Source organism: Streptomyces formicae (assembly GCF_002556545.1).
GTDB classification, from domain to species: Bacteria; Actinomycetota; Actinomycetes; order Streptomycetales; family Streptomycetaceae; genus Streptomyces; species Streptomyces formicae_A.
On sequence record NZ_CP022685.1, the window covers coordinates 1,916,235 to 1,941,467 of the forward strand.

General features: G+C 71.7%; 23 protein-coding genes. 11 read left to right on the forward strand and 12 right to left on the reverse strand.

Annotated elements, in window-relative coordinates; translation table 11 throughout:
* Position 1: 1 nt before the first annotated feature.
* Positions 2 to 598, reverse strand: a complete 597-nt coding sequence (locus KY5_RS07845; protein WP_098241535.1) for a DinB family protein — start codon at positions 596 to 598, stop codon at positions 2 to 4.
* Between the two features lie 41 nt (positions 599 to 639).
* On the opposite strand from KY5_RS07845, the gene KY5_RS07850 reads away from it, so the two are divergent.
* Positions 640 to 1,941: a serine-threonine protein kinase gene (locus KY5_RS07850; protein WP_098241536.1), complete on the forward strand. Its 1,302-nt coding sequence runs from the start codon at positions 640 to 642 to the stop codon at positions 1,939 to 1,941.
* A gap of 9 nt (positions 1,942 to 1,950) precedes the next feature.
* On the opposite strand, the gene KY5_RS07855 is transcribed toward KY5_RS07850, so the two are convergent.
* On the reverse strand, positions 1,951 to 4,788 hold the full coding sequence (locus KY5_RS07855; RefSeq protein ID WP_098241537.1) for a penicillin acylase family protein: 2,838 nt from the start codon (positions 4,786 to 4,788) through the stop codon (positions 1,951 to 1,953).
* A gap of 297 nt (positions 4,789 to 5,085) precedes the next feature.
* On the opposite strand from KY5_RS07855, the gene KY5_RS07860 reads away from it, so the two are divergent.
* Positions 5,086 to 5,694: a hypothetical protein gene (locus KY5_RS07860; protein WP_098241538.1), complete on the forward strand. Its 609-nt coding sequence runs from the start codon at positions 5,086 to 5,088 to the stop codon at positions 5,692 to 5,694.
* Between the two features lie 12 nt (positions 5,695 to 5,706).
* Here the strand turns inward: KY5_RS07860 and KY5_RS07865 are convergent, their stop codons facing one another.
* Both KY5_RS07865 and soxR read right to left on the reverse strand, forming a co-directional pair.
* The gene (locus KY5_RS07865) at positions 5,707 to 6,225 is read right to left on the reverse strand and encodes a hypothetical protein (protein ID WP_098241539.1); all 519 of its coding nucleotides are present in this window, start codon (positions 6,223 to 6,225) and stop codon (positions 5,707 to 5,709) included.
* A gap of 101 nt (positions 6,226 to 6,326) precedes the next feature.
* Positions 6,327 to 6,794: a redox-sensitive transcriptional activator SoxR gene (gene soxR / locus KY5_RS07870; protein ID WP_098241540.1), complete on the reverse strand. Its 468-nt coding sequence runs from the start codon at positions 6,792 to 6,794 to the stop codon at positions 6,327 to 6,329.
* A gap of 130 nt (positions 6,795 to 6,924) precedes the next feature.
* Here soxR and KY5_RS07875 point away from each other — a divergent pair, with 130 nt between their 5' ends.
* Entirely contained in the window at positions 6,925 to 7,389 is a 465-nt protein-coding gene (locus KY5_RS07875; protein ID WP_098241541.1) for a MaoC family dehydratase, read from the forward strand.
* A gap of 13 nt (positions 7,390 to 7,402) precedes the next feature.
* On the opposite strand, the gene KY5_RS07880 is transcribed toward KY5_RS07875, so the two are convergent.
* The 3 genes from KY5_RS07880 to KY5_RS07890 all read right to left on the reverse strand — a co-directional run bounded on the left by KY5_RS07880 (position 7,403) and on the right by KY5_RS07890 (position 9,597).
* Positions 7,403 to 8,026 carry a TetR/AcrR family transcriptional regulator gene (locus KY5_RS07880; protein WP_199842970.1) on the reverse strand — a complete coding sequence of 208 codons (624 nt, stop codon included), beginning with the start codon at positions 8,024 to 8,026 and terminating at the stop codon, positions 7,403 to 7,405.
* A 67-nt stretch (positions 8,027 to 8,093) separates the two neighbouring features.
* Positions 8,094 to 8,384 (reverse strand): YiaA/YiaB family inner membrane protein, encoded by a 291-nt coding sequence (locus tag KY5_RS07885; RefSeq protein ID WP_098241543.1) that lies wholly within the window; start codon positions 8,382 to 8,384, stop codon positions 8,094 to 8,096.
* A 61-nt stretch (positions 8,385 to 8,445) separates the two neighbouring features.
* Complete coding sequence (locus tag KY5_RS07890; RefSeq protein WP_098241544.1) at positions 8,446 to 9,597, reverse strand: acyl-CoA dehydrogenase family protein; 1,152 nt, start codon at positions 9,595 to 9,597, stop codon at positions 8,446 to 8,448.
* A 72-nt stretch (positions 9,598 to 9,669) separates the two neighbouring features.
* Here KY5_RS07890 and KY5_RS07895 point away from each other — a divergent pair, with 72 nt between their 5' ends.
* Both KY5_RS07895 and KY5_RS07900 read left to right on the forward strand, forming a co-directional pair.
* A complete protein-coding gene (locus KY5_RS07895) occupies positions 9,670 to 10,329 on the forward strand; it encodes a TetR/AcrR family transcriptional regulator (RefSeq protein ID WP_098241545.1) in 660 nt (219 codons plus the stop codon).
* A gap of 73 nt (positions 10,330 to 10,402) precedes the next feature.
* A complete protein-coding gene (locus KY5_RS07900; RefSeq protein WP_098241546.1) occupies positions 10,403 to 11,119 on the forward strand; it encodes an ArsR/SmtB family transcription factor in 717 nt (238 codons plus the stop codon).
* Here KY5_RS07900 and KY5_RS07905 read toward each other — a convergent pair.
* Complete coding sequence (locus KY5_RS07905) at positions 11,116 to 11,694, reverse strand: TetR/AcrR family transcriptional regulator (protein ID WP_098241547.1); 579 nt, start codon at positions 11,692 to 11,694, stop codon at positions 11,116 to 11,118. The genes KY5_RS07900 and KY5_RS07905 overlap by 4 nt on opposite strands.
* 69 nt (positions 11,695 to 11,763) lie before the next feature.
* On the opposite strand from KY5_RS07905, the gene KY5_RS07910 reads away from it, so the two are divergent.
* From KY5_RS07910 to KY5_RS07930, 5 genes are all read left to right on the forward strand, one after another.
* Positions 11,764 to 12,357 (forward strand): dihydrofolate reductase family protein, encoded by a 594-nt coding sequence (locus tag KY5_RS07910; protein ID WP_098241548.1) that lies wholly within the window; start codon positions 11,764 to 11,766, stop codon positions 12,355 to 12,357.
* A 137-nt stretch (positions 12,358 to 12,494) separates the two neighbouring features.
* Positions 12,495 to 13,445, forward strand: a complete 951-nt coding sequence (locus KY5_RS07915; RefSeq protein ID WP_098241549.1) for a DMT family transporter — start codon at positions 12,495 to 12,497, stop codon at positions 13,443 to 13,445.
* A gap of 55 nt (positions 13,446 to 13,500) precedes the next feature.
* Positions 13,501 to 14,577, forward strand: coding sequence for an urea transporter (locus KY5_RS07920; protein WP_324960811.1), 1,077 nt, complete (start codon positions 13,501 to 13,503; stop codon positions 14,575 to 14,577).
* Positions 14,574 to 14,951, forward strand: coding sequence for a hypothetical protein (locus tag KY5_RS07925; RefSeq protein ID WP_098241550.1), 378 nt, complete (start codon positions 14,574 to 14,576; stop codon positions 14,949 to 14,951). The genes KY5_RS07920 and KY5_RS07925 overlap by 4 nt, the downstream gene beginning before the upstream one ends.
* On the forward strand, positions 14,948 to 18,271 hold the full coding sequence (locus tag KY5_RS07930; protein ID WP_098241551.1) for an NACHT domain-containing protein: 3,324 nt from the start codon (positions 14,948 to 14,950) through the stop codon (positions 18,269 to 18,271). Before KY5_RS07925 ends, KY5_RS07930 begins: the two co-directional genes overlap by 4 nt.
* Before the next feature lie 2 nt (positions 18,272 to 18,273).
* On the opposite strand, the gene KY5_RS07935 is transcribed toward KY5_RS07930, so the two are convergent.
* Together KY5_RS07935 and KY5_RS07940 are read right to left on the reverse strand one after the other, a co-directional pair.
* Positions 18,274 to 19,353 (reverse strand): Zn-dependent alcohol dehydrogenase, encoded by a 1,080-nt coding sequence (locus KY5_RS07935; protein WP_098247114.1) that lies wholly within the window; start codon positions 19,351 to 19,353, stop codon positions 18,274 to 18,276.
* Between the two features lie 32 nt (positions 19,354 to 19,385).
* Positions 19,386 to 20,774, reverse strand: a complete 1,389-nt coding sequence (locus tag KY5_RS07940) for an aldehyde dehydrogenase family protein (RefSeq protein WP_098241552.1) — start codon at positions 20,772 to 20,774, stop codon at positions 19,386 to 19,388.
* A 568-nt stretch (positions 20,775 to 21,342) separates the two neighbouring features.
* Here KY5_RS07940 and KY5_RS07945 point away from each other — a divergent pair.
* A complete protein-coding gene (locus KY5_RS07945) occupies positions 21,343 to 22,560 on the forward strand; it encodes a S8 family peptidase (protein ID WP_098241553.1) in 1,218 nt (405 codons plus the stop codon).
* Here the strand turns inward: KY5_RS07945 and KY5_RS07950 are convergent.
* Together KY5_RS07950 and KY5_RS07955 are read right to left on the reverse strand one after the other, a co-directional pair.
* Complete coding sequence (locus tag KY5_RS07950) at positions 22,544 to 23,776, reverse strand: MFS transporter (protein WP_098241554.1); 1,233 nt, start codon at positions 23,774 to 23,776, stop codon at positions 22,544 to 22,546. The genes KY5_RS07945 and KY5_RS07950 overlap by 17 nt on opposite strands.
* The gene (locus KY5_RS07955; protein WP_098241555.1) at positions 23,776 to 25,209 is read right to left on the reverse strand and encodes a CitMHS family transporter; all 1,434 of its coding nucleotides are present in this window, start codon (positions 25,207 to 25,209) and stop codon (positions 23,776 to 23,778) included. The genes KY5_RS07950 and KY5_RS07955 overlap by 1 nt, the downstream gene beginning before the upstream one ends.
* Positions 25,210 to 25,233 lie beyond the last annotated feature (24 nt).

Genomic DNA, 25,233 nt, shown 5'->3' on the forward strand with positions numbered 1-25,233 from the left:
CTCACGTGGCGGGATCCGCGATGGACGCGGCCGCCCTGGCGGCCTGTTCGACCTTCGCGCGGTGGGCCGCACGGGCTTCGTCGTCGATCCGCTGCTCGTGTTCGGGGCGCGCCCCGGTCCGGCCGTCGAGGCCCTCGCGCAGGATGTCGGCGTGCCCGGCGTGCCGGTTGGACTCGCCGAGGACATGGACCAGGACGGCGAACAGGTTCGTGTTGGGGTGCGGCTCCGGCCACCACGGCACGTGGCCGGGGGCGTCGAGCGCAAGCGCGTCGATCGTCGCGTCGGAGTGCTCCCACGTGCGCCGGTAGAACGCGATGATCTGGTCACGCGTCTCGTCCTCGGCCGCCCACAGGTCGCTGCCGCCGGAGTGGTCCTGCCACCGGCGAAGCCCTTCCGGGGAAGGGCGGTCGAAGACCTCGCCGAAGTACCTGGCCTCGACGTTGGCCAGGTGCTTGACCAGGCCGAGGAGGTTGGTCCCTGTCGCCGTCAGCGGTCGGCGCGCGTCGTAGTCGGACAAGCCGTCGAGCTTCCAGAGCAGCGCCGTGCGGTCCCGCCGCAGTCTCCCGTGCAGGGTGTCCTTCGCGAAGTCGTCGATCATGCGGCACAAGCTTGCCACGTGCCGCTCGTGGTGCGCGGTGTATGGCCAGGCACGCCGGTCAGCAGGACCATACCGGCGTGGAGCCCTACTGGGAATTGACCTTCGACGCCGACGGCGACGTCGACACCGCGCAGCGCGAAGAGCTGCTGTCCGGCGCGGAACGTGAACGCGTCACCGATCTGCTGGTCTTCGCGCACGGCTGGAACAACGAGCAGCGGGACGCGAGGCGGCTGTACGAGCGCTTCTTCGCCCCCTGCCAGGCCATGTCAGGGGCGCGGGTGCGCCTCGGTTACGTCGGCGTGCTCTGGCCCGCCATCCGCTTCGCCGACGAGCCCATCCCCGACTTCCCCCCGTCCGCCGCCACCCCGGCCGCGGCGCCGCCCGGTGAACCCGTGCTCGACGAGGTCACCCGCGAGGCCCTCGCGCGGGCCTTCCCCGAGCACCACGCGGAGCTCGACCGGATCGCCGAGCTGCTCGCCGAACACTCCGACGTGCCGTCCCGGCTCTACGAGTTCGGGCGCCTGGTCCGCGACCTCGTGTCGCTGCGCGAGTCCCACCCGGCCAGGCACTTCGGCGAGGACACCGGCGCGGGCGAGCCCGCCATGCTCACCGACGACGCGATCGAGGTCTGCGAAATGTTCGCGGCCGTCCTCGACACCGAGGGAGCGCCCGAGCTCTTCGGGCGGCTGCGCAAACGGCTGTGGAACGGCGCGCACGAGCTGCTGCGGCAGGGCACCTACTACGCGATGAAGCGACGCGCCGGCGCGATCGGGCAGTTGGGCCTCGGCCCGGCGATCGGTCTGCTCGCCCGTGACGTACCGACGGTCCGGGTCCATCTGATCGGGCACAGCTTCGGCGCGAGGCTCGTGTCGTACGCGCTGCGCGGGATGCCCGCCGACGTGCGCACCGTGAAGTCGACGACCCTGCTCCAAGGGGCCTTCTCGCACTACGCGTTCGCCGACCGGCTGCCCCAGGACGCCACGCGCGGCGGCGCCCTGCACGGCATCCAGCGGCGGATCGACGGACCGCTGATCTCCTGCTACTCGCGGCACGACGACGCGCTCGGCAAGCTCTATCCGCTGGCGTCGAAGCTGGCAGGTGACTCCACGAGCTTCCTGAACCTGTGGGAGCGGTGGGGCGCCATCGGCTACGACGGGATCCAGGCCGTGGACGGCACCCAGCGCATCACCCTCGGTCACGCCGTGCCCACCACGGGGTGCGTGAGCGTGGACGCGGCCGCGGTGGTGCGCCGGGGCGGTCCGCCCTCCGGTGCGCACAGCGACATCTGCCACCAGGAGCTGGCGCGTGTCGTGTTCACCGCGGGGCGGATCGCCTCGGCCTGAACCGTTCGCTCAGCGGTGCGAGGGGAACTCGACGACCTGCTGGTACGTCGGGCGGTTCTGCCACTGGATCGGCCGGTGCGTGATGCCGCCGAGCGCCCGGTGGATGACGGCGTCCGCGCACCACTGGTCGCCCGCCTTGCAGGCGTCGTCACCGGGGTAGACCTCGGTGGCGGGCTTGGCGACGGCCCGGGCGAGGGTGGCGAGCAGGGCGTCCCGGCAGGCGTCCAGCTTCCCGCCCCCGCAGTAGTCGTCGGCGAGTTCGCCCTTCACCGGCTGGCCGAGCACCTTGCGCAGGTCCTTGTCGGCATAGCCCCACCAGCCGTACTGGAAGGCGGAGCCCGCGTGCGCCCCGGTGGGTCCGTGGCCCGCCGACGGTGACTCGTCGATGGGCAGCACCCCGGTCAGGGAGTCGTAGAGGTCCTTGCCGAGACCGGGCTCGAACTCGGCCTCGACGAGCAGCGGCCACCAGGCGTCCATGACGCGCACGGCGTCGGGGTGGGCGTACGTCTTGGAGCCCGCCGACGTCTGGTTGCGCTGCGCGCCCGCCTTGTGCCACGCCTCCAACTCCTGTACCGCCTTGGCCAGTTGCGGGTCGGTGACCGGCTTGCTGCGCAGCACCTTCAGCAGCTCGGGAAGGACCTGCTCGCCGCGCAGGTCGGTGACGGCCGCCTCCGACATGGCCCGGGTGAGCGCGGCGCGGGTGACACCGCCCTCCTCGGTGAGCTTCCTGACCCGCCCGTCGAGCAGGTCGCCTCGGTGCACGGCACTGGCCCCGAAGCCCGCCGTGCTGAAGTCCTTGGCCTGCTTGTTGTTCCAGGAGATGTAGTAGTCCTGGTTGACGGAGTGCGGGTGCTCGGCGGGCGGCGTCTGCGCCGAGGTGTTGTCCGCCGGGTCGAAGTCCCGCCATTCGTACGCCTGTTGCGCCTTGACCGGCAGCGCGGGATCGACGCTCTCGGCACGCTCCGGATTGGCGCCGCTGTTGTAGTACGCGATGTCGCGCGAGTCGGCGTAGAACCAGTTGAAGGCGTAGCTGATGTGCTGCGCCGCCTTCATGAACGTCGGGGCGTCCTTGACGTACGTGGGGTCGTTCAGCATCTGGAAGCCGATGATCGAGTCGGCCTCGTGGCGGTAGGTGGAGCGCAGCGAGACGTACGCGACGGGCTTGCCCTCGACGTTCGCGCGGTGCGTGACGATGCCGTACTTGGTGCGGAAGACCTGCATGCGGTAGGAGCCCGCGGCCGTGGAGTCGGCGAGCGTCGGCTTCCAGGCGTTCTTGCGCTCCAGCTTCTCCATGGGCGTGCAGGTGCCCCGGTAGAGGTACCCGGTGGACTGCTTGGTGGGCGTGCCGCCGCCCGGCTCGCACAGGTCGACGGCGTACGTGTCGGTGATGTCCTGCCCCGCCGATGTGGCCGACCAGGCGTAGTCCTGGCCGCGCCCCAGCTGGACGTACATGCCGACGCCCGCGAAGGAGACGCCGCGCGCGCTGATGCCGGGGCCCTGGAGCTCCTGCTGCATGAGGAGCTGGGGCGCGAAGTAGCCGGTCTGCGGGCCGAACACGGCGACGGGGTTGCCGCTCGCGGTGTGCTCGCCGGAGACGAGCAGGGCGTTGGACATGCCCTTCTTGTGGCCGTCCTGCTTCAAGAGGTCCGAGGGCAGGACGCCCTCGTCGTACATGCCCTGGAGCGGCTTGAGCTTCTTCGGCGCCTTCACCGGGTCCTTGACCCCGGTCCTGGCGCCGCCCTCGCGGTCGTACACGAGTTGCTCGCGCTCGACCGATCCCGGGTCGGGCAGCGCGGTGCCGCGCGCCTTCTCCGGCTTGCCCGCGTACGGGAAGCTCGTGCCGTCGTGGATGGTCTGGACGGCCTCGGGGTCGTTGCGGGCGCGGAAGGACTCCCAGACCTTCGTGCCCTTCTCGACGCCGTACTTCTCCTGGGCCTTGAGCAGCGAGAGGGCCCCTTCGACCTCTCCGCCGCCGCCGTTGCCGAACAGGCCGCCGACGACGGACGCGAGCGCGATCATGTCGGTGATCTTGAAGGGCTGGATCTCACCGGCGTTGGTGATCGCGTCGATCTTGCCGGTCAGGACGTACTCGCCGGGGAAGTAGCGGCCGTTCTTGGACTTCACCCGGTAGGCGTTGAGCCCGTCGATGTACGCCTGGGCGTCCTCCATGGCCTGCTTGCCGCGCTCGCCCTGGGTGGACCTGATGTACTCGACCTGCTTCTCCAGGTCCTGCTCGGTGTACGGGGCCTGCGGCCAGAACTGCTGCTCAAGGCCCTGGTTGGCGAGCGCGCCGCCCGCGAACGAGGTCAGTTCGCCGCGCCCGATGTGCCGGAACAGGTCGATGAGCCAGAGCCGGTCCTGCCCGGCGGCGAAGCCCGCGCCGAACTCGGTGCCGTAGCGGGTCGTGCCCTTGATGTGCGGGACGCCGTACTTCTTGTCCCGGGTGATCGTCACGTCGTCGCGCGGCTTGGTGGTGGAGGCGACCTGGTCGTCCGGGACTCCGAAGGACGCGTCGTTGAAGAACTCGGTGAGCCGGTCGTCGGTGAGCGAGGAATAGCCGGAGGACAGCGCGTCGTAGGGGCCCAACTGGTCGTCGGCGTGCGGTGGTTGGGTGCCGAGGACCCGGTGGGCGAGTATCTCGGCGAGGGTCGCGCTGCCGTTGGCGCCGGGCGGCAGGACGTCCGCGCACTGACCCGCGCAGTGGTCCCCGTCCACGGCGGGCCGCTGCTCGGCGACCGGCTGGCGCGGCGCGGCACCGGCCCCGGGCAGCGGCGCGAGGAGGGCCGCACCGAGCGCGAGGGCCGCTCCCGCCGTGAGCGTTCTGAGTCTGACGATGCGTCGTCGCATGGATGCTCCTCCGGGTCCTGCGGAAGGCCGATGCGGCGGAGGCTACTGGCGGGTCGCCCAACCTGAAAGGTGAACATGCGTCGCCTTTTCCGAATCACCACAACGCGCCCCCCTCGATGACGCATCACCCCTGTTCAAACGGGCAGGCGAAAAACGGTCGCCCGAGAAGGGAGCCGAATCGCGTGTCGATACGTCTACTCGGCGACGTCGTTTCGACTTCGACTCGACTGCGACGCCGACAGATACGGAACGCGGGGTACCAGTACGGGGCAGTACGTGTGACGGAGGTGCAGGGCGATGGCCGGATTCCGGAGTCTCGCGAGACAGGTGCGTGATCCGCAGAGCGATCTGGCACTGCGGCGGTACTCGCTGCGCAAGTGCTTGGAGAGGTTCGCCCCCTATGGCCACCGGGCGACCTGGGACCATCTGTGCTCCCGGGCGGGGTTCGGCCCCGAGGACCGGTCGCCCGACCCGGCGCGGCTCGTGTCCGCGCTCGACGAACTGGAGGCGGCACGCGCCGTCTGGCTCGCCTACGAGGCGGGATTCGCGGCGCGCCGCCGCAAGGAGAAGCACGACGGGCTGAGGCGCCCCGGCACCATCGACGACTGGCACCGCTGCACCTGGGGCGGGTTCGGGGTCGCCTGGTGCGACGACCCCGGCATCCACCCGCACGCCCCGCTCGCGGAGGTCCTGCGCCGGCTGATCACGGCGCTGGAGCGGGAACCCGGCAACGGCTGCCCGGTCTGCGCGGACACCTCACTCGTCTGGCAGCACGGCCTGGCGCACGAGCCGTCCTCGGGGGCGGTCTGCACGGGCTGCGGCATCGTCGTACCCGCTCCGGTGCTCACGCAGGACGCGGTGGCCCAGGCGCGGGCGAGGCGGTTGAGGCCCCTGGTGACAGTCTGAGGAGCGCCGCCGTCAGGGCGTGCCCACCTCGGTGTGGATGGCGAGCTTGAACTCGGCGAGCGTCAGCGGCGTGGCGATGCGCACGTCCCCCACGCCGCGTGCCGTGATCTTCAGCCCCAGGGGCGTCTCGGGGTGCACGAACATCTGCCAGGTGTAGGACCTGAACTGAGCGCCCCTGGTGGGCGCCGAGTCGGTCGTCGCGGTGGAGTCGTACCCGGTGGACACGGACAGCGGATCGCGCACGAAGCGCGCCCGGTACTCGGTGGGGTCGGTGTCCGCCGCCCAGAAGACCAGCGCGGAGAGCAGCCCCCAGCCCTCGTGGCTCGGCCAGATGAGCCCGGACCTGGCGTCCGGGAACTGGGAAGGACCCGTGCCGCCCTTGGCCGGGTCGTGCATGGTCCACGGGTCGTACGACTCCTCCCCCGCCCCGTACGGGAACCGCACCAGGTGGTATCCGTCGCTGTCGTACGTCACGTTCTGCTGTCCGCTGAGCGCGGAGTCCCACTTCAACGAGCAGATGGCGAGTGACATCGGTCCTCCCCCGGATCGCTGTCGGCGCTAAGGCCCAACCTCCCTGTGCTGCTTACACGTCGGGGGGACGGCGCGCGGTTGCGTCACTGCGCAGGGTTGCGTCACTGCCCCGTGCGGCGCTCCGCGAGGAGGCGGGAGCCGGTGAGCCGCTCGCCGAAGACGTCGTCGGGGTTGGAGAGCACACAGGTCTCCAGGGAGAGGCAGCCGCAGCCGATGCAGTCGGTGAGGTGGTCGCGTAGGCGGCCCAACTGCTTGATGCGCTCGTCCAGTTCCGCGCGCCAGTGCTCCGAGAGGTGTGCCCAGTCCTCGCGGTTGGGCGTGCGCTCCTCGGGCAGCGAGTCGAGCGCCTCGCGGATCGTGGCGAGCGGGATGCCCACGCGCTGGGAGGCCCTGATGAAGGCGACGCGGCGCAGCGTGTCACGGTGGTAGCGGCGCTGGTTGCCCGAGGTGCGGCGGCTGGTGATGAGGCCCTTGGACTCGTAGAAGTGCAGGGCGGACACGGCGACGCCACTGCGGGACGACAGCTGGCCGACCGTGAGTTCGTGGACCTTCTCTGGGATCTGGGGCACCCGTCGAACCCTAATGGCTGGTGCGTTGACACGCGTCGGCACACCCCGCATGCTGAGCAAGCGCTTAGTCGCGTACGTAGACGGCGTGGTCGCACACGTCCAGTCGCACACATCCGGGAGGACCAGGGACATGGCGGAGCCGAGGATCTTCACGTCGGCCGAGGAACTGCGCGCCGGGGTCGGCGAGCAGCTCGGGTACAGCGACTGGCTGGAGATCGACCAGAAGCGGATCGACCTCTTCGCCGACGCCACCGGCGATCACCAGTGGATCCACGTCGACGCGGAGAAATCGGCGCGGGGGCCCTTCAAGAAGACCATCGCGCACGGCTATCTGACGCTGTCGCTGCTGCCGAGCCTGGTGCCGCAGATCATGCGCGTCGAGGGCATGAAGATGGGGCTCAACTACGGCACCGAGAAGGTCCGTTTCCCCTCGCCGGTGCCGGTCGGCTCGCGGCTGCGCGCCACCGCCGTGCTCACCGACGTCAGTGCCACGAAGGATGGCGGCGTGCAGGTCACGGCCACCGTCACGGTCGAGCGCGAGGGCGGCGACAAGCCGTCCTGCGTCGCGCAGTCGGTGTCCCGCTACTACTTCTGAGCGGCTCTGCGGACTACGTCCGGGCCCCCACCATGCGCAGCACGAGGTCGGCGTAGAGCGCGCCGACCTCGTCGGGCGTGCGGTGCCCTGAGGCGTTGAACCAGCGGGCGACGTCGATGCAGAGCGAGAGCACGGCGAGCGTGGTGCCCGGCACGTCGGGGACGTCGAACTCGCCCGCCCGCACCCCGTCGTTGATGATGTCCCGCACGGCCGCGTCGGACTTGCGGCGCAGGGCGACGATCTCCGTGCGGTGCTCGTCGCCGAGCGCGTCGAGTTCGTACTGCACGACGCGCGCGGTCATGTGGTGGGCGGCGTGCCAGCCGACGAAGGAGCGCACGGCGGCGGCGATCCTCTCGGCGGCCGTGCCCTCGCCGTCCGCCGCGGTCCGCAGGATGGCGAGGGCCTTGTCGTGGCCGATCCTGCTGATGCGGTGGAGCAGCTCTTCCTTCGTCTTGTAGTGGATGTAGAGCGCGGCGGGGCTCATGCCCGCGCGGCCCGCGATGTCCCGCGTCGTCGTCGCGTGGTACCCGCGCTCCGCGAAGGCCTCGACGGCGGCGACAAGGAGACGCCTGGCCGCGTCGGGGCTCACCTCGCCCCACGGCTGCTCGTCGCCGCCCGTCTGCTCCGCCGTACCCATGCCCACTCCTTCAGCCTTCAGGGAGGGACACCATACCCTTGTCGGTGAGCAAGCGCTTAGGGCGCCGTCAGGCGGCCGGTTTGAACGGGTCGTGCTCGGCGAGGATCTTCTCCAGGCGCGCCTGGTCGACGCGGCTGATGATCTGGTCGGCCTCCTGCCGGTCCCTGATGACCTTGGCCAGGGTGAACGCGGACGTCGTCAGGTACAGGACGGAGATGGCGAGGAAGGCGCGGATCCAGCCGCTGACATCCAGGCTGTAGATGCCGACCGCCGTCGCGCCGAGCGCCACGGCGAACGACGCGACCGCCTGGCCGTAGTAGGCCGTGGTGCTCTGCTGCTTGACCGGTGTTTCGCTCATGCCCCACAGCCTGGCCCCGGAGCGGCCGCGCCGTATCCGCTCCCGTACTCACCTCACGTACTCAGAACGCGGAAACCCCCGTCAGCGCGCGGCCGATGACGAGCTTCTGGATCTGGCTCGTGCCTTCGTAGAGGGTCATCACGCGGGCGTCGCGCAGCAGCTTGCCCGCCGGGTACTCGTCGATGTAGCCGTAACCGCCGAAGACCTGGAGCGCGTTGTTGGCGGCGCGCACCGCGGCCTCCGACGCGAACAGCTTGGCCTTGGACGACTCCGTGGTGAAGGGCAGCCCCCGGTCGATGAGGTCGGCGACCCGCCAGGTCAGCAGGCGCGCGGCGTCCACGTCGACGGCGATGTCGCTGATCAGCTCCTGCACCAGCTGGTGGTGGGCGATGGGCTTGCCGAACTGCTCGCGCTCGCCCGCGTACCGCACGGCGGCGTCCAGGGCGGCCTGGGCGAGGCCCACGCAGCCCGCGGCCACCGACATCCGCCCCTTGGCGAGGGCCGACATGGCCACCGAGAACCCCTTGCCCTCGGGCGCCAGCATCGCCGACGCCGGGACCCGCACGTCCTCGAGGACCAGCTCCGCGGTGGCCTGGCCGCGCAGGCCGAGCTTGCCGTGGATGGTGCGGCGGGTCAGCCCCGGCGTGTCGGTGGGCACCAGGAAGGCGGAGACGCCCCTGTGTCCGGGGGCGTCGTTGGTGCGGGCGAAGAGGAGGACGACGTCGGCCCAGGTGCCGTTGGTGATGAACATCTTGGTGCCGCTGATGACGTAGGAGTCGCCGTCGCGCACGGCCTTGGTCGCGAGGTTGCCCGCGTCCGATCCGGTGCCCGGTTCGGTGAGCCCGAAGCACCCGACGTACGCGCCGGAGGTGAGGCCGGGCAGCCACTGCCGCTTCTGCTCCTCGCTGCCCCAGGACGCGACGGTCTTGGCGACGAGCCCGAGCGAGACGGAGACGATACCGCGCACGGCGGAGTCGCCCCGGCCGAGTTCCTCGGTCACCAGGCAGTACGCGAGGTGGTCGCCGCCCGAGCCGCCGTACTCCTCGTCGATCGTCAGGCCGAGGAAGCCGACCTCGCCGAGCTTCTTCACGATGGCCCGGTCGACGCTCTCGGTGCGGTCCCACTCGACGACGTGCGGGGTGATCTCGCGCGCGACGAAGTCCTTGGCCAGCTGCCTGACCGCGGTCTGCTCCTCGCTGAGCTCCAGGTTCATCGTGCGCACCTCTTCGCGTCGACATTTAAATTAGCACTGCTAGTTTCTGGTGGCAGCCCTACTATGTGCCGCATGGCCCGACCGCGCAAGCCCCTCCTCAGCCGAGAACGCATCGTCGACACGGCACGCGCCCTCGTCGACGCGGAGGGCCTCGCCGCCGTCTCCACGCGCCGCCTCGCCGCCGAGCTCGGGGTCAGCGGTCCTTCGCTCTACAACCACTTCCGCACCAAGGACCAGATCCTGGAGGCGGTCGCGGACTCGGTGAGCGCCCAGGTCGACCTGTCGATGTTCGACGCCGACGACGCGCGCGACTGGCGCACCGCGCTGCACGACTGGGCGGCCTCCTACCGGGCCGCCCTCACCCGGCACCCGAACATCGTCCCGGTGCTCGCCAGCGGCCCGGGCCGCCGCCCGGCCGGACTGCGGCTCGCGGACGCGGTGTTCGGGGCGATGGTCGACGCGGGCTGGCCCGCCGCGCAGGCCACCTCGATCGGCGCGCTGATGCGGTACTTCATCATGGGCTCCGCGCTCGGCTCGTTCGCCGGGGGCTTCGTGGACGACGAGGCGGCGTACGACCCCGCCGACTACCCCCACCTCGGCCAGGCCCACCTGCTCGCCGAGCGCCAGGAAGTGATCGACGGGCGGGCCTTCGAGACGGGCCTGCGGGCCCTGCTCGACGGGCTCGCGCTCCAGTACGAGCAGGTGACGGCCGGGCAGGCGGCGGGGGCGTAGGGCTTCGGCCCGCCTCTTCGCGGCAGGTGACGGTTCGGCCCACGGCGAAGCGTTCCCGGCGCATCCTGGTGGCATGACGCCCGGCCACACGAAGAACACCACCGCACCGGCCCTCGCCGCACTCGCCGCGCTGTTCGCCGACGAGACACGGGCGGCCTGTCTGCTCGCGCTGCTCGACGGACGGGCCTGGACGGCGGGCGAGCTCGCCCGGCACGCGGGCGTCGCGGCCTCCACCGCCAGCGAGCACCTGGGCAAGCTGGTCGCGGGCGGGCTGCTCACCGAGGAGCGGCAGGGCAGGCACCGCTACGTGCGGCTCGCCGACGCGCGGGTCGCCCAGCTCGTCGAGGACCTCACCGCGCACGCGGCACCCGACGCCACCCGGCCCCGCACGCTGCGCGAGTCGAGCACCCGGTCCGCGATGGCGCGGGGCCGCACCTGCTACGACCACCTCGCGGGGCGGCTCGGCATCGCGATCACCGGGGCGATGACGAGCCGGGGGCTGCTCCGGCAGGACACCGGGTTCGCCCTCACCGACCAAGGCGTCGACTGGTACGGGGAGTTGGGCATCGAGTTGGTGCGCACCGGCCGAAGGCCGCTGGCCAGGGCCTGCCTGGACTGGACCGAGCGCAGGCCCCATCTGGCCGGGGTCGCGGGCGCCGCGCTGTGCGGGCACGCGCTGGCCGCGGGCTGGTGCGAGCGGATCGGCTCGGAGCGCGCGGTGCGGGTCACCCCGGCCGGGGCGCGGGCGCTCGCCGCGCACCTGGGCATCGACGGCCTCCGAGGCGCCTAGTCGTCGATGATGACGCGCTGGACCGCCGCCTCGACCAGGCGGTCGCGCTCGGCCTCCGAGAGGACGTCGGGGAGGGTGAGCTGCTCGAGGATGAGCCAGTTGAGCGCCAGGTAGAGGAGCTTGACCGCCGTCGCGTCACCGGGCAGTCCGGAGCTCTCGTGGTACGCCAGGTTGGCGGCCAGGTCGTCCTGGACGCGCCCGGTCAGGACCGCGCGCAGCTCGGGGCGGCGGGTGGCCTCCAGGCGCAGTTCGAGCAGGGCCAGATAGCCGGTGCGGAAGCCGCTGACCCGGCCGACGACCTCGCGCATCAGTTCGACGTAGGTCTCCTTGTCGGGCTCGGCCGTGCGCTGCCGCTCGATCTCCGCGTCGCCGGGCGTGAGCCGTTCGTAGACGCGGGCACCCGCCTGGGTCAGCAGGTCGTCGCGGTTGCCGAAGTAGTTGGACGCGGTACCGGTCGGCACCGCCGCCTCGGTGTCCACGGCGCGGAAGGTCAGGCCCCTCGCACCCTCCCTGGCAAGCACCTCGATGGCGGCGTCGACCAGGGCCGCCCGCCGCTCGTCATTCCTGCGCACCATTGACACCACTCCACATGTAGTACTACGTTTCAACCACTACGAAAAGAGTACTACAGGGGGAGTTACCTGATGCGCAAGCTCGTCTACTACATCGGCACCTCCGTCGACGGGTACATCGCGGGCCCGGCGGGCGAGGTCGACTTCTACCCCGTGGGCGACGCGGAGCAGGCCGCGGCGTACGCCGCGGCGGTCAACGCCCGCTACCCCGAGACCGTCCCGACCGCGATGCGCGCCCACGCGGGCCTCGCCGACGCCCCCAACCTGCGCTTCGACACCGTGCTCATGGGCAGCGGCACCTACCGCCCCGCCCTGGAGCACGGCATGCCGAGTCCGTACGCACATCTGCGCCAGTACGTCGTGTCCAGCACCCTCGGCCCCTCCCCCGACCCCGCGGTGACCGTGGTCGGCGGCGACCCGCTCGCGCTGGTGCGCGACCTCAAGCGGCAGGAAGGGCCCGAGGGCCTCGACATCTGGCTCTGCGGCGGCGGCAGGCTGGCGGCCGCGCTGCTTCCCGAGATCGACGAGCTGATCGTCAAGAGCTATCCGGTGGTCGCGGGGGCCGGAATCCCCTTGTTCGGCGGCGAGTTCGACCCGAAGCGGTTTCGCGTGCGTGCGCGGGAGTCGTTCGCCAACGAGGTCATGATCACGTGGTTCGAGGCGTGACGCTCCGCGGGTCGGGCCGTTCCCCTTCCGCGGGTCGGCCGTGGCTGGGCGCACAGTTCCCCGCGCCCCTGACGGGGCGCTGACCGTGCCGCGATAATTCGGTGGGGGCCGAAGCGTTCCCGCCCTAGCCTCGGGGCATGTCTGCACCCCTCCCCTCCCCCTCCTCCCGCCCCTGGTTCCGGCGTCCCGAAGTACTCGCGGCCGCCGCCGCCACCTTCACCGTCGTCATGTGGGCCTCCGCCTTCGTCTCCATCCGCAGCGCGGGGGCCGCCTACGCGCCGGGCGCGCTCGCGCTCGGCCGACTGCTCGCCGGGGCGCTGACGCTCGGGGTCATCTGGGCGCTGCGCAGGGAGGGTTGGCCGCCCCGGGCCGCCTGGCCGGGCATCGCCGTGTCCGGGCTGCTCTGGTTCGGGGTGTACATGGTCGTCCTCAACTGGGGCGAGCAGCAGGTCGACGCGGGCACGGCGGCGCTGCTCGTGAACGTGGGACCGATCCTCGTGGCGCTGCTCGCCTCGCGCCTGCTGGGCGACGCGCTGCCGCCGCGGCTCCTCGCCGGGATGGCGGTCTCCTTCGCGGGCGTGATCGCCGTCGGCCTCTCGATGTCGGGCGAGGGGAAGGCGTCCGTGCTCGGCGTGGCGCTCTGTCTGATCGCCGCCGTGGGGTACGCGGCGGGGATCGTCGCCCAGAAGCCCGCGCTCGGCCACGCGAGCGCGCTCCAGGTGACGACGTTCGGCTGCCTGGTGGGCGCGGTCGGCTGTCTACCGTTCGCCGGTCAGCTCGTGCGGGACATGGGCCACGCCCCCGCGTCCGCGACCCTCAACATGCTGTACCTGGGCGTCTTTCCGACCGCGCTCGCCTTCACGACCTGGGCGTACGCACTCGCCCGCACGACCGCGAGCCGCATGGGCGCGACGACCTACGCCGTGCCCGCCCTCGTCGTGGCGATGTCGTGGCTGGCGCTCGACGAGGTGCCCGGCGCGGTGACGCTCGGCGGCGGCGCGCTGTGTCTCGCCGGGGTCGCGGTGGCGCGCTCGCGTCCTCGCGCGCAGACCGTCGCCACCCCGGAGACCACGCCTTCCCGCAGGTAGATGTAATCTGCATCCGTCCTGCCGGACGAAACAAGGACGTAACACGGGAGTGGCCGTGGGGCATGCGACGGATGCGACGGACAGCGGGAGCTCTGCCGAGGACTCGGCCGAGAGTCCGACAGCACCTTCAACCGGCGGCAACGGGCCGCCCGTCAGGCTCTCCCGCGGCCGCGCCGTCGGCTTCGGCGCCGCGGTGCTGCGCGGGCAGGCCCAGGTCACCTTCCTGCCGAGCGCCGCGGCGGGCGCCGTCTTCTGTGTCGCGCTGTTCGCCGCGGGGTGGCGGTACGGCCTCTACGGCCTCGTCGGAACCGCCGTGGGCACCGCCACCGCGCGGTTCCTCGGCGCCGACAAGGACAGGGTCACCACGGGGCTCGAAGGCTTCAACGCCTGTCTCACGGCGCTCTGTTTCGCCGTGTTCCTGGGCGCGGACCACCTCTCGACGGCGCTGCTGGCCATCGGCGGCTGCGTGGTCGTCACGGTGGTGACCTCGGCCGTCGCCAACGTCCTCGGCGTCTGGGGGCTGCCCTCGCTGACCCTCCCGTACTGCCTGATCGCGAGCACGATGACGATCGCGGCGCCCGGCTTCGAACGGGTCTGGCACCACGGCGAGGCGCTCGCCGCCCTCACCCGCGCGGCGACGGGTCCCACCGTCGTGCGCCCCGCCGAACTGGCCCGCGCCTTCTTCGCGGACTTCGCCCAGATCTTCTTCATGCCGCAGTGGTACGTGGGCGCCCTGCTGTTCGCCGGACTGCTGATCGCGAGCCGCCGCGCGGCCGCCGTGGCGGCCCTCGGCAGCGTGGTCGGCATCGGCACGGCCTGGGCGCTCGGTGCCCCCGCCGCGCAGATCACCGACGGCTCGATGGGATACAACTCCGTCCTCGTGGCGCTCGCCCTGTGCGGCGTCTTCCTGCCCGTGCGGACGGCGACGCTGGCGTACGCGCTCGTGGGCGCCGCCGCGGCCACGGCGGTCGGCTCGGCGCTTTCGGCGCTCTTCGCGCCGTCCGGCGGGCACACCTTCACCTGGCCGTTCGTGCTGACCACGCTCGTGTTCCTGGCCGGGGCCAAGTCCTTTCCGCGGCTTGCCGGTTCGGACCGTTCGCTGTCGGAGCGGGGCGATACCGTGACGGCATGAGCATCGCCTTCGACGCACTGGCCGCCGCGGCACTCGGCGGGGCCTGGGGACAGCTGGGGACCAGCGCCGCCGCCGCGCTCTGGGAGCGGCTCCGTGAACGGTTCGCGGGGGATTCCGGCGTCCTGGCCGTACTCGACGAGCGGGACGCGACGGACCCCGAAGCCGTGCGCCGGCTGGGCGGGGCGCTGCGGGACCTTGCCGCCTCCGACCCGGACTTCCAGCGTGAACTCCAGTCGCTGACGGCTCGGTTCGGCCCTGCGGCGTCGCAGATCAACACGGTCAACGACTCCCGGGGCCTGAACGCGCCGGGGGCGACGTTCACCGGGCCCGTCACCATGAGCTTCGGCGACGATGCGGGGACCGACGGGCCGTGAGCAATCACGTCGAGGGCTCGTCGGGGCTGAACGCGCCGGGGGCCGTCTTCCACGGCGACGTCCACCTCCGCCTCGGGGGCGGCGACCGCGGCACCGGAGTCACCGCGCCGGAGACCGAGCACCTTCTCCTGCGGGTCCTGCAAAGGGAGTTCCACGCCGGGGCCTCGGTCCGGCTGCTCGATCCCTCCCTCGTGCGCGAGCGCAGGAGCATCGCGGACGTGTTCGTGGACCTCCTCGTACGACTGCCGTCCCGGAGTCCGGCCGAAGTGGGCACCGGCGACGCCCAACGGCACTTCGTGGAGCAGTACCTCTCCATGGAAGGACCGTCGCTGCGGACCGTTCTGACGGGCGGGCCCGGCCAGGGCAAGACCACCGCCGTCCAGATGCTCGCCCACGTGCACAGGGCCGCCCTGCTGCGCGCCTTCGACTCCGAGCTGCTCTCCCCGCAGACGGTCACGGAACTCGACCGCGTCGAACTCGCGCTGCGCAGGCTGACGTTGACGCCTCCCGCGCCCGCGCGCTTCCCCCTGTGGATCGAGGCCGACGCCCTCGCCTCGTACCTGAGCGGCACGGCCGAGCCGCGGCGCTCCCTGTGGCACTTCCTCGCCCACCGCTACGAACACCTCCTCAAGACCGAGGTCTCCCCCTCGGAGATCCGCGCCCTGGCCCGCGCCGTGCCCACCGCCCTCGTCCTCGACGGCTACGACGAGGTGTCCCCGCGCCACCGTTCCGCCGTCCTGCGGCACGTCAGGGACTTCGCCGACGACATGCAGGTGGACCGGGCCCACGCGTCGATCGTCGTCACCTCCCGGCCGCAGGCGTACGGGGACGAGCTGCGGCCCCACGCGTTCACCGCCTGGTCCCTGACCGACCTCTCCCCGGAGGAGGCCGAGCTGCACGCGGCCGTCCTGGCGGGGGAAGGCCCCGAGGGCGAGCGGCTCCTCGGGCTCTTCCGCGACGCGGCACGTCGCGGCGATCTGCCGGACATCCTCAACACTCCCCTGCACGTCGCCCTCGTGGTCTCGATCCTGGCCGACTCGGGTGAACTGCCCACCGGGCGGCACCGGTTGTTCGCCCGCTACTACGACCACGTGTACGCCCGTGAAGAGGGCAGGGGCGGGGAGCTCGGCACCTTCCTGGAGCGCTACCGGGGGCTGGTCGACGAGTTGCACCGCCGTGCCGCCTTCCACATCATCGTGGCGGGCGAGAAGCAGCACGACGTGCGCGGCATCCGCGCCGACGACTTCGCCGCGATCGCGGGGGCCGTGGTGCGGGACACCGGGGTGCTGGCGGGTGACGACGAGACGGACGTGGTCCAGCAACTGCTCCGCTTCGCCAGGGAACGCCTCGTCCTGATCGTCGGGGTGGACTCCGACATCGTGGGTTTCCAGATCAAGTCCCTGGTGGAGTTCCTGGCCGCCGCGCATCTCGCGGGGACGGGTGACGAGCGCCTGGTGCGCGAGCGGTTCCGCGCGGCCGCCGAGTCCGAACCCTGGCGCAACGTGGCGAGGTTCATGGCGACCGCGGCCTTCGAGACGGAGCACCTGGACGAGCGGGACCTGCGGGACTCGGTGATCACCACGCTGGCCGAGCTGGACTCGGCGCGGTTCTCCGGCGTCGCGTCCTTGGAGCTGAGAGGGGCGGAGCTGGCCGTCGACCTCTTGGCGGACATGCCGGAGCTGGAGGACCGATACCGACTGCACCTCCTGCCAGGCGCGGACGTCATCGCCGACCTCGGCCACCGTGCCGACCGCCTCGCCGCGTCGGCGTGGGGCCTCTTCGACGGCCCCAGGGTCGATGAACTCCTCGGCCTCGTGGAGTCGGCCCCGCCCGCCCGGGCCTCGCACGGCAACCCCTGGCGATTCCTCAACAAGCTTGCGGAGCAAGGAAACCAGCACGCGCTGCGAGCGGTACGGGGACATCTCGACGGGGCCCCGCCCGCCGCGCTTCCCAGGCTCCTGCTGGACACCGCGGTCCCCGAAGCCGTGGGGCCCGAACATCTCACCGTTCTTCTTCGGCGCGCGGATCCGCACGCCGTGTCCGCCGATTCGCTCGTGCGGACCGTCCACGAACTGTCCGACTGGGCATGGGCCGCCTGGCAGGTGATGCATTCCGGGCCGATCTCACGCGCACTCAACGGCATAGAGCTCGAAGGCATGTGGCCGTTGTCAGGCCCCTTGTCCCTGAAAGGCTCGGAGTGGCTGGAGTCGCTGACCACACCGCCGGACGACTGCCACCCGAACTGGGCGGCATGGCGCGAGGTCGCGGAGGCGGCGCGCGCCCCTCGTGCGGCCACGTTCGCCTCGCTGGCTCGCAAGCGGACCGACTTCGACGAGTTCTCGGCGTGGCGGATGCTGCCGTGGCCCGTGCGGGAGGGCCTCGTAGCCGCGCGGCTCACCGACCCGCTGGACGCCCGTGCCTGGTACGCCGCGGAGGAGCGCTGGAGAACGAACGGGGTACGTCTGCACGACATCGACGCGTACCTGCGCCACGGTGCCCTCGGGGCCCGGGTGGCGTCGAGCGGTTTCCCCTTCGCGGCCATGCACTGGGTCACACCGGGCGGGGCCGATCAGCGCGTCACGGCGCTGGCCGGGGAGGTCTGGGACATCTGGTCGGCGTGCCGAGGCGGCGATCGCGCGCGCCTTGCCGCCGTCGCCGAGAACCTCCTCGTACCGCTCTGCGACTACGGCCTGCGCCACGGCCTGGACACCGTAGGGGCCGAGCAGTTGCGCGAGGTGATCGGGAGCGTCCCTGCGGAGTGCGATCTCACCATCTCGTACGAGTCGGCCCTGCTGGCGCTCTCCGACGTCCGGGACGACACGGAGTTCGCCGGGCTCGCCCGACGGCTATCCCATCGGGCGTGGTCCGTGCAATCCGGGGAGACCGGCCGGGGGTCGGCCCGCGCCGTCATCGAGCGCGCGCGTCGCCTGCTCGACGACGCCACCTTCCGGAGCCTGTGCAGAACGATCGCCGAGCTGAGCGACCTGCCGGAGAACTGGGAGGCGCTGGCGGCCCACTGGATCGCCCCGACGGACGCCGGGCACGAGGACTGGCCGCTGATGAACCTGCTGCGCGTCGACGGAGCTTCCCCCACGGACCGCGACATCGCTCGGGCCCTGGAGTCCGCGAGCAAGTGGGACCTGACCGAGCTCGCCGAGAACAACCCGTTCTGGTCGGACGGTCTCCGTGCCCGCGTACTGGACCAGATCCAGCTCCAGGCGGGCGAACGATGGCTGATCCACGGCTCGCGGCGCCTGGACGGGTTCAAGGCCCCTGCCGGGTCCGCGCTCCCCCTGGCCCGCCTGAAGCTGGACACCTGACCTCAGAACATCACCAGCGCCCGACCCCCCTTGCCCGCGACCATGTTCTCGAACGCCGCCGGAATGCCGTCGAGGCCGATCCGGTCGGTCACCAGGGCGGCGAGGTCCAGGCGGCCCGCGCGGACGTGACCGGCCAGCACCGGCAGGTCCACGGCAGGGTCGCAGTTGCCGTAGACACAGCCCGAGAGGGTCCTGCCCCAGTGGAAGAGTTCCAGGGCGTTGAAGGTGACCTGCTGGTCCTTGCCGCCGATGCCGACCACCGTGGTGCGGCCGCCTCGGCGGGTGGACTCCCAGGCCGTGCGGATGGTCACCGCGCGGCCCGCGCACTCCACGGCCACGTCGACGCCGTGGCCGCCGGTGAGCTTGCGGATGTCCTTCGCCGTCGTCTCCGAGGCCACCACGTAGTCCGTGGCGCCCGCCGCGCGCGCCAACTCCTCCTTCTCCGGGGAGACGTCGACCGCGACGATCCGCTCGGCGCCCGCGATCCTGGCCGCCTGGAGCGTGGCGAGGCCCACCCCGCCGACGCCGTGCACCGCGACGGTCTCGCCCTCGCGGACCTTCGCCGAGTGGTGCACCGCGCCGTACCCGGTCAGAACCGCGCAGCCCAGCAGGGCCGCGTCGGTGAGCGGGACGCCGTCGGGCACCGGCAGGACGCAGCCCGCCGCGACCACCGTCTCCTCGGCGAACGCGGCGACGTTCAGGCCGGGGTGGAGGTCGCTGCCGTCCGACCGCTTGGCGTAGACGTCCGCCGCGCCCGCGAGGGCGTTGACGCAGAGCCACACCTCGCCGAGCGAGCAGGCGTGGCAACTGCCGCAGGACGGCGCCCAGTTCAGGACGACGCCGTCGCCGGGCGCGACGTGGGTGACGCCGTCGCCGACGGAAACCACCGTGCCCGCGCCCTCGTGGCCGAGCACGGCGGGCACCGGGACGCGCATCGTGCCGTTGGTCAGGGACAGGTCGGAGTGGCAGACCCCGGCGGCGGCGAGGCGCACCCTGACCTGGCCGGGGCCGGGCTCGGGCAGCTCGATCTCGGCGATCTCCAGGGCGGAGCCGACGGCGGGGAGGATGGCGGCGCGGACCACGTTCACGTACTCCTTCGGGTAGGTCGGGCGGCTCAGAACTGGAGGGACTTCGTCTGGAGGTACTCAGCAAGGCCGTGGGCGCCGAGTTCGCGGCCCACGCCCGACTGCTTGTAACCGCCGAACGGGGCAAGGGGGTTGAAGCTGCCGCCGTTGATGTCGACCTGGCCGGTGTCCATGCGGCGTGCGAACGCGATCGCCTCGGCGTCGTCGGCCGCCCACACCGCGCCCGCGAGTCCGTACACGGTCCCGTTGGCGATGCGCAGGGCGTCGTCCTCGTCCTCGTAGCGGATGAGGGAGACCACCGGGCCGAAGATCTCCTCCTGGGCGATGGTCATCTCGGGGGTGACGTCGGCGAAGACCGTCGGCCGGACGTAATAGCCCTGCTCCTGGGGCGCTTCGGGGCCGCCGGCGACGATCCGGGCGCCTTCCTCGACGCCCTTCTCAATGTAACCGCGCACGCGCGCCTGCTGCTTGGCGTTGACGACGGGGCCGATGCGGGGGCCGTACTTGGCGGCGGCCGCTGCGGCGAGCTCCACCGCCTCGTCGTACCGGGCGGTGTGGACCAGCATGCGGGTCCAGGCGCTGCACGTCTGGCCGGAGTTGGACATGACGTTCGCGACGCCGACGTTGACCGCCTTGGCGAGGTCGGCGCTCGGCAGGATGACGTTGGCGGACTTGCCGCCGAGCTCCAGGGCGACGCGCTTGACGGCGGCGCCCGCGGTGGCGCCGATCCGCTTGCCGACGGCGGTCGACCCGGTGAAGGAGACCAGGTCGACGCCCTCGTGCTCGGCGAGCGCCTGCCCGGCGACGGGGCCGAGCCCGGTGACGAGGTTGAAGACCCCCGCGGGGATGCCCGCCTCGTGGACCGCCTCGGCGAAGAGCTGCGCGGTGAGCGGGGTGTCCTCGGCGGGCTTGAGCACGACGGTGCAGCCCGCGGCGAGCGCGGGGGCGACCTTGTTGACTATCTGGTGGAGGGGGTAGTTCCAGGGCGTGATCGCGCCGACCACGCCGATCGGCTCCAGGTAGACGGTCGAGTTGCCGACCTGCTCCTCGAAGGCGTGCGTCGCCGCGAGTTCCGCGTACGAACCGGAGACCAGGATCGGTACGCCCGCGTGGACCGCCTCCGAGAAGGCGAGGGGGGAGCCGAGTTCCGCCGTGACGGTCTCGGCGATCTCGTCCTTGCGGGCGACGAGCCGGTCGCGCAGCGCGCCGATCAGCGCGGCGCGCTCGGTGGGCGGGGTCGCGGACCAGGCCGGCAGGGCCCTGCGGGCGGCGCGCACCGCGGCGTCGATGTCCTGCGCGTCGCCCGCGGGGACGTCGCCGACGGGGCGCTCGTCCGCGGGGTTCAGGACCGTGATGGTGCCGGTGCCCGCAGCGGGGCGCCAGGCGCCGTCGATGTACATCCCGTCGTGGGCCTTCATCGCCGTCCTCCAGGTAGTCGTCAGGGCCGGAACCACAAACTAGCGTTGATAGTTTTCTGACACCAGGGGGGTGGGGCTTCCGCCCGGGCTGGGAGCGGTGGGGGTGTGACTTGGGTGCGGGTTCTGACCTCCCGTCCGTGGTCGCAGGGGCTTCGCGTCCGTGGTCGCAGGGACTTCGCGTGCGGGTTCGCCGTGGCTGGGCGCGCCGTTCCCCGCGCCCCTTGCGGGGCGCCCCCCTCGGCACCGTCTCCGACGTCCCGTCCGTGGGCGTACGGACTTCGCGTGCGGGCGCGTTGGCGCTGAGCGCGCCGTTCCCCGCGCCCCTGACGGGGCAGGCCCCGCCCTCGGGCATTCCCGGCGTATTCGACCCGAATTCAACTTCTCTTGTGTGACAGCTGCATGACAAGGCGTCAACTCTCTTGATCTGACCCCGGGGAGCCGCCACGCTACTGAACGCGACGGGAGCGGCAGTGGCCGCTCCCATCTGTGTGTGCGATCCACGCGCGCACCCCCCACAGTCGCGACGCCCGACCCCGGGCGCGCCGCCTATGAGGAGGACTCCCTCGTAATGGCCATGCTCCGCAGCAAGAAGACTGTGATCGCCGCGGCGATCTCGACCGCCACCGCCGCCGTCATCGGTACGGTCGCCGCACTGCCCGCCCAGGCCTCCGCCCCCGCCGAAGGCACCGTGATCGCGGCGGGCTCCGCCGACGCGGTCAAGGGCAGCTATCTCGTGACCCTGAAGGACAGCTCCGGCCTCAAGGCCGCCTCGAGCCGGGGCAAGGACCTCATAGCCCAGTACGGCGGCTCGGTGCACAAGACCTACAAGTCCGCCCTGAACGGCTACGCGGCGACCGGCCTCAGCGCGACCGAGGCGAAGAGACTCGCCGCCGATCCCGCCGTCGCCTCCGTCGAGCAGGACCGGGTGCTCCACGCCACCGCGACGCAGTCCAACGCCCCCTGGGGCCTGGACCGCATCGACCAGGCGAAGCTCCCGCTCTCCGGCACCTACACCTACCCGGACAGCGCGGGCGGCGGCGTCACCGCGTACGTGATCGACACCGGCGTGCGGATCACGCACACCGAGATCAGCGGCCGCGCGGTCAACGGCTACGACGCCGTGGACGGCGACAACACCGCCCAGGACGGCAACGGCCACGGCACGCACGTCGCCACGACCATCGCGGGCAAGACCTACGGCGTGGCCAAGAAGGCCAAGATCGTGGCGGTCCGCGTGCTCGACAACAACGGCTCGGGCACCACCGCCGGGGTCGTCGCGGGCATCGACTGGGTGACGAACAACCACGCCGCGGGCGCCCCCGCCGTGGCCAACATGTCGCTCGGCGGCGGCGCGTCCACGACGCTCGACAACGCGGTGAAGAAGTCCATCGCCGACGGCGTCACCTACGCGGTCGCTGCGGGCAACGAGAACACCAACGCGGGCAACTCCTCCCCCGCCAGGGTCCCCGAAGCCATCACGGTCGGCGCGACCAGCAACACCGACGCCAGGGCCAGCTTCTCCAACTACGGCTCGATCCTGGACATCTTCGCGCCCGGCGTGAACATCAAGGCGGGCTGGAACACCAGCGACACCGCCACCAACACCATCTCCGGTACGTCGATGGCCACTCCGCACGTCGCGGGCGCGGCCGCCGTCTACCTGGCGGGACACACCTCGGCCACCCCGGCCCAGGTCTCCAGCGCCCTCGTGAACGGCGCCACCCCGAACGTCGTGACCAGCCCCGGTTCGGGTTCCCCGAACAAGCTGCTCAAGATCGTTCAGTAACTCTCCGCCCAGCGCGGTCAGCAGTGCCCCGGGGGCGTCTCGCGCCTCCGGGGCTCGTGCGCGCGCCGAGCCCCGCCGCGACGAGCAGCAGCCCGCCCAGCATCACGAACGGCGCCGCCACGCCCGCCACTCCGGCGATCAGGCCCGCCGATGCCGGGGCCGCGATCTGGCCGAGGCGGTTGCCCGTGAGGCGGAGGGCGAGGGCCGTGGAGCGGGCGCCGGGCGGCGCTGCCCGCACCACCGTCGTCATCGAAAGCGGCTGGCCGACACCCAGGCAGAAGCCGAGCAGGACCAGCATCGCGCCGAGTCCCCACACGGGCACGGGCAGCGCGATGCCCGCGCACAGCAGCGCGGCGAGCACGCAGGTGACCACGGTCAGGGCGGCGCGGCCGAGCAGGTTGATCAGCGGCGTCATCACCAGTCGGCAGGCGATGGTGGCCGCCGCCCGCAGCGAGAGCAGAAGACCGACCGTGGCGGGCGCGATCCCCCGGTGCTCGCCGACCACCGGCAGATAGGCCGTGAGGATGTCCGTCGCCGAGAGCACCGCGAGGCTGATGAAGATGCCCGCGGGCACGCCCCTGGTACGCAGGATGCCGAACACCGGAACCCGCGGTTCTGTCGTCCCCGAGGGCGCCGACCTCACGTACTCGATGCGCCAGAGCGAGCCGATGGCCACCGCCGCGACCGCCGCGGAGACCAGCAGCGCGAGCGCGCTGGTGCGGCCCGTGTCGGCGCCGATGAGGGCGCCCGCGGCGATCGGCCCGACGAGCTGTCCGAGCGAGGCGCCGATGGTGAAGTGGCCGAAGTTGCGGTCCTGTTCGGCGGGCGCGGACTGGCGGGCCACGATCGACTGCGCGCCGATCACGAAGCAGAGGTGGCCGAGCCCCATCACACCGCTCCACGCGGCCATCGCGGCCAGGGAGTTCGCCATGCCGCTCAGCGCGCAGCCGCCGGAGATCAGGACGACGCCGACGGGCAGCAGCGGCGCGCACCGCCCGTGGTCGGTCCTGCGGCCGAGCGGTACGGCGGCGAAGAGCGGGAGCAGCGCGTACACGCCCGCGATGACGCCGATCGCCCGCTCGTCGGCGCCGAGCGCGAGGGCCCGGTAGGAGACGGCGGGCCGCGCCATCGACACCGCCCCCTGCGCGAAGCTGAAGGCGATGACGAGACGGAGCAGCCAGCCCCTGCCACCGGGCCCGGTCGACGCGTCGGGCATCAGATGATGCCGAAGAGGATCCCGGAGCCGAGCACCACGAGCGAGGTGAGCACGGCCCACTTGACGGTGAACCTGGTGTGGTCGCCGAACTCGACCTTGGCCATGCCGACCAGGACGTACACGGCGGGCACCAGCGGGCTCGACATGTGCAGGGCCTGCCCGGCGATGGAGGCGCGGGCGATCTCCAGGGTGCCGACGCCGTGCGCCTGGCCCGCCTCGGCGAGGACCGGCAGGACGCCGAAGTAGAAGCCGTCGTTGGACATGAAGTAGGTGAGCGGGATGGAGAGCAGGCCCGTCACGAGGCCCATCTGCGAGCCCATGCCCTCCGGGATCGCGTCGACCAGCCAGTCGGCCATGTGGTCGACCATGCCGGTGCCCTGGAGGACGCCGGTGAAGACGGCGGCGGCGAAGACCATGCCGGTGACGTTGAGGACGTTCTCCGCGTGAGCGGCGATCCTGGCCTTCTGGTCGGGCATGTGCGGGAAGTTGACGGTGAGGGCGAGCGCGGCGCCGAGCAGGAAGAGCACCGGGATCGGCAGCCACTCCATGATCATGGCGGTGAGCAGCAGGACGGTGAGGCCCGCGTTGAACCAGTAGAGCTTGGGGCGCAGCGTCGCGCGGTGCGGGTCGAGGCCCTGGAAGCCCTCGTCGTCCGCGTCCGTTGCGTCGGCGTCGGCCTCCGCGTCGGTGCCCGCTCCCCCGGCGGATCCGGTCGGCTTCTTCGTGGGCTTCGTACGGTCGCCGTCGCCACCGGCGCCCACGAGCACGGTCTCGTCGGACGTCGCCGTCTCCTTCGTCAGGACGTCGTCGAGGGAGAGGACACCGAGCCGCTTGCGCTCGCGCAGACCCAGGGCGTACGAGAGGAGGAAGACCGCGACCAGGCCCATGGCGAGCGCCGGGATCATGGGGACGAAGATGTCGGACGCGTCGACCTTCAGGGCGGTCGCGGCGCGGGCCGTCGGGCCGCCCCAGGGCAGGGTGTTCATGACGCCGTTGGCGGTCGCGGCGACACCCGTCATCACGACGAGGCTCATCTTGAGGCGCTTGTACAGCGGGTACATCGCCGAGACCGTGATCATGAAGGTGGTCGAGCCGTCGCCGTCGAGCGAGACGATCGCGGCGAGCACGGCGGTGCCGACCACGATGCGCACCGGGTCCGCCTTGCAGAAGCGCAGGATGCCCCGGACGATCGGGTCGAAGAGGCCGACGTCGATCATGACGCCGAAGTACACGATGGCGAACATGAGCATGGCCGCCGTGGGCGCCAGATTGCCGACGCCTTCGAGGACGTAGTCCCCGAGATGGGCTCCCTTTCCTACGAACACGCAGAAGAGCGCGGGGATCAGCACCAGTGCCGCGATCGGCGACATCTTCTTCATCATGATCAGCACCAGGAAGGTGGCGATCATGACGAATCCGAGGATTGTCAGCATGGGGGCTACCTAACGTTCACCATC

What these genes read in the sequence shown, in the direction of transcription:
- KY5_RS07845 (WP_098241535.1), bottom strand. Translation starts at nt 598, where the DNA reads ATGATCGACGACTTCGCGAAGGACACCCTGCACGGGAGACTGCGGCGG.
- KY5_RS07850 (WP_098241536.1), top strand. Translation starts at nt 640, where the DNA reads ATGGCCAGGCACGCCGGTCAGCAGGACCATACCGGCGTGGAGCCCTAC.
- KY5_RS07855 (WP_098241537.1), bottom strand. Translation starts at nt 4,788, where the DNA reads ATGCGACGACGCATCGTCAGACTCAGAACGCTCACGGCGGGAGCGGCC.
- KY5_RS07860 (WP_098241538.1), top strand. Translation starts at nt 5,086, where the DNA reads ATGGCCGGATTCCGGAGTCTCGCGAGACAGGTGCGTGATCCGCAGAGC.
- KY5_RS07865 (WP_098241539.1), bottom strand. Translation starts at nt 6,225, where the DNA reads ATGTCACTCGCCATCTGCTCGTTGAAGTGGGACTCCGCGCTCAGCGGA.
- KY5_RS07875 (WP_098241541.1), top strand. Translation starts at nt 6,925, where the DNA reads ATGGCGGAGCCGAGGATCTTCACGTCGGCCGAGGAACTGCGCGCCGGG.
- KY5_RS07880 (WP_199842970.1), bottom strand. Translation starts at nt 8,026, where the DNA reads ATGGGTACGGCGGAGCAGACGGGCGGCGACGAGCAGCCGTGGGGCGAG.
- KY5_RS07885 (WP_098241543.1), bottom strand. Translation starts at nt 8,384, where the DNA reads ATGAGCGAAACACCGGTCAAGCAGCAGAGCACCACGGCCTACTACGGC.
- KY5_RS07890 (WP_098241544.1), bottom strand. Translation starts at nt 9,597, where the DNA reads ATGAACCTGGAGCTCAGCGAGGAGCAGACCGCGGTCAGGCAGCTGGCC.
- KY5_RS07895 (WP_098241545.1), top strand. Translation starts at nt 9,670, where the DNA reads ATGGCCCGACCGCGCAAGCCCCTCCTCAGCCGAGAACGCATCGTCGAC.
- KY5_RS07900 (WP_098241546.1), top strand. Translation starts at nt 10,403, where the DNA reads ATGACGCCCGGCCACACGAAGAACACCACCGCACCGGCCCTCGCCGCA.
- KY5_RS07905 (WP_098241547.1), bottom strand. Translation starts at nt 11,694, where the DNA reads ATGGTGCGCAGGAATGACGAGCGGCGGGCGGCCCTGGTCGACGCCGCC.
- KY5_RS07910 (WP_098241548.1), top strand. Translation starts at nt 11,764, where the DNA reads ATGCGCAAGCTCGTCTACTACATCGGCACCTCCGTCGACGGGTACATC.
- KY5_RS07915 (WP_098241549.1), top strand. Translation starts at nt 12,495, where the DNA reads ATGTCTGCACCCCTCCCCTCCCCCTCCTCCCGCCCCTGGTTCCGGCGT.
- KY5_RS07925 (WP_098241550.1), top strand. Translation starts at nt 14,574, where the DNA reads ATGAGCATCGCCTTCGACGCACTGGCCGCCGCGGCACTCGGCGGGGCC.
- KY5_RS07940 (WP_098241552.1), bottom strand. Translation starts at nt 20,774, where the DNA reads ATGAAGGCCCACGACGGGATGTACATCGACGGCGCCTGGCGCCCCGCT.
- KY5_RS07945 (WP_098241553.1), top strand. Translation starts at nt 21,343, where the DNA reads ATGGCCATGCTCCGCAGCAAGAAGACTGTGATCGCCGCGGCGATCTCG.
- KY5_RS07950 (WP_098241554.1), bottom strand. Translation starts at nt 23,776, where the DNA reads ATGCCCGACGCGTCGACCGGGCCCGGTGGCAGGGGCTGGCTGCTCCGT.
- KY5_RS07955 (WP_098241555.1), bottom strand. Translation starts at nt 25,209, where the DNA reads ATGCTGACAATCCTCGGATTCGTCATGATCGCCACCTTCCTGGTGCTG.